General features: G+C 35.5%; 3 protein-coding genes and 1 pseudogene. All 4 read left to right on the top strand.

Going from position 1 to position 2,488, the window contains the following annotated elements; genetic code table 11:
- A pseudogene (locus tag AC1DTM_RS22710) lies at window positions 1-151 on the top strand (EF-P 5-aminopentanol modification-associated protein YfmF); the annotation flags it as partial.
- Window positions 152-1,438, top strand: coding sequence for an EF-P 5-aminopentanol modification-associated protein YfmH (gene yfmH, locus AC1DTM_RS22705; RefSeq protein WP_016105956.1), 1,287 nt, complete (start codon window positions 152-154; stop codon window positions 1,436-1,438).
- A 116-nt stretch (window positions 1,439-1,554) separates the two neighbouring features.
- Window positions 1,555-2,268, top strand: a complete 714-nt coding sequence (gene ymfI, locus AC1DTM_RS22700) for an elongation factor P 5-aminopentanone reductase (RefSeq protein WP_016105955.1) — start codon at window positions 1,555-1,557, stop codon at window positions 2,266-2,268.
- A gap of 76 nt (window positions 2,269-2,344) precedes the next feature.
- Window positions 2,345-2,488: DUF3243 family protein (locus AC1DTM_RS22695; RefSeq protein ID WP_477000941.1), on the top strand; the 144-nt coding region annotated here is incomplete at its 3' end.

The raw sequence follows: 2,488 nt of genomic DNA, 5'->3' as shown, positions 1-2,488 counted from the left end.
GCTTTATCACGGGGTGATTTCAGAGCGTACGCGTCCAGTTGAAGAATGGCTAACGGGCATAGAAAGCGTGACGAAAGAAGAAATTGTGAAAGTTGCTAATAATATTGAACTAGATACAATTTACTTTTTACATGGAACGGAGGGAGAATAAATGGAGAAAATTGTGTATGAGCAATTAAAAGAGACGCTATATTATGAAAAACTTCCGAATGGATTAGACGTATATATCTTACCGAAACAAGGCTTCAACAAAACATTTGCAACATTTACGACGAAGTACGGCTCTGTTGATAATACATTTGTTCCGCTTGGAAAAGAAGACATGACTCGTGTACCAGATGGAATTGCTCATTTCCTTGAGCATAAATTGTTTGAAAAAGAGGACCATGACGCGTTTCAATTGTTTAGTAAACAAGGTGCTTCAGCGAACGCTTTTACATCTTTTACAAGAACCGCTTATCTCTTTTCCTGTACATCAAATGTAGAAAGCAATTTAAATACGTTGTTAGACTTTGTACAAGAACCGTATTTCTCTGAAAAAACGGTTGAAAAAGAAAAAGGTATTATCGGTCAAGAAATTCAAATGTACCAAGATAACCCAGACTGGCGTTTATACTTTGGGTTAATCGATAGTTTGTTTGTGAAACATCCAATTAAAATTGATATTGCAGGGACGATTGAGTCTATTAGTAAAATTACAAAAGACCTACTGTATGAATGTTATGAGACTTTTTACCATCCAAGCAACATGTTATTATTTGTTGTTGGAGCGATTGATCCTGAAAAAACAATGGATTTAGTTCGTGAAAATCARGCGAAAAAAGATTACGAAAATCAACCGGAAATTGTTCGTTCTTTTGAAGAGGAACCAGAAGAAGTAAATGAAAAGAAAAAGATTATTTCAATGCCAGTCCAAACTCCAAAATGTTTAGTTGGTATTAAGGCAACGAATTTAAAAGAAAAAGGGCAAGCCCTTTTAAAACAAGAAATTGCGCTTACATTACTTTTAGATTATTTATTTGGAAAAGGGTCAGTTCATTACGAATCTTTATATAATGAAGGTCTTATTGATGATTCGTTCTCGTATGACTATACAGAAGAAAATAACTTCGGTTTTGCAATGGTTGGTGGAGATACGAAGCAACCTGATGAATTGGCAGAACAATTAAAAGGTATTTTACTACAAACGAATTATGATCAGTTAGATGAGAATGCGCTGGAACGGGTGAAGAAAAAGAAAATTGGCGGATTTTTACGATCGTTGAATTCACCTGAATATATTGCAAATCAGTTTACACGATATGCGTTTAATGAATCTAGTTTATTTGATGCTCTTACAGTGTTAGAAGGATTAACTGTTCAAGACCTACAACAAGCAGCAAAAACATTATTAATTGAAGAGAAAATGAGTGTCTGCCAAGTGTTACCAAAAAAGTGAAGTAATATGTGAATGAAAAACGCAGTATCTATATCCCTCATCTAACGTTTGGTTATTGCCAAATGGTAAGATGAGGGTATTATTTATTTATACATAAAAGATAAGAGAGGGAATTTATGAAAAAGTATGCATTAGTAACTGGAGGAAGCGGAGGGATTGGCTCTGCTATTTCGAAGCAGTTAATTGAGGATGGTTACACAGTCTATATTCATTACAATAAAAGCGAAGAGAAGGTAAAGGAGTTACAAAAGGAATTTGATGTAGTGATTCCTGTGCAAGCAAATTTAGCTTCTATCGATGGAGCGGAGAAATTGTGGGGACAAATCGAACATCCTATTGATGTTATTGTATACGCAGCTGGAAAGAGTATCTTTGGATTAGTAACAGATGTTACTAATGAAGAATTAGATTATATGGTGGAGCTTCAAGTAAAGAGTTTATATAGACTTCTATCGATGGCACTTCCACCAATGATTGGGCGGAGAAGTGGTAATGTTGTCATTATTTCATCTATTTGGGGGCAAATAGGAGCGTCTTGTGAGGTGCTGTACTCAATGGTAAAAGGTGCACAAAATTCATATGTGAAGGCTTTAGCGAAAGAAGTTTCTTTAAGTGGATTGCGCGTTAATGCGGTAGCGCCAGGTGCGATCGAAACAGAAATGTTACATGTATTTTCAGAAGATGATAAAAATGAAATTGCTGAAGATATTCCATTAGGTAGAATAGGACTACCCGAAGAGGTAGCAAAAACAATCTCTTTCCTTGTTTCGCCAGGAGCTTCTTATATTACGGGGCAAATTATTGGAGTCAATGGCGGTTGGCATTGCTAAAAATTTCTTACATAAAAAATAAAAAAATGCACAAATTAAGCATGATTATATTACTAAAATAGTGAGGTGCTTAAACATGTCAGTGTTAGATAATTTTGATCAGTGGAAGAGCTTTTTAGGAGAACGTTTAGAACAAGCGGGGGGAAAAGGGCTTGATGGTGGTGCCGTATCAGATATGGCATTTCGTGTTGGTGATTATTTAGCAAATGAAGTAGAAGCG

The organism is Bacillus sp. P4_D3 (genome assembly GCF_056401855.1).
The sequence above is the reverse complement of the archived record's forward strand: the minus strand, read 5'-3'. Positions and strand labels throughout refer to the sequence as shown.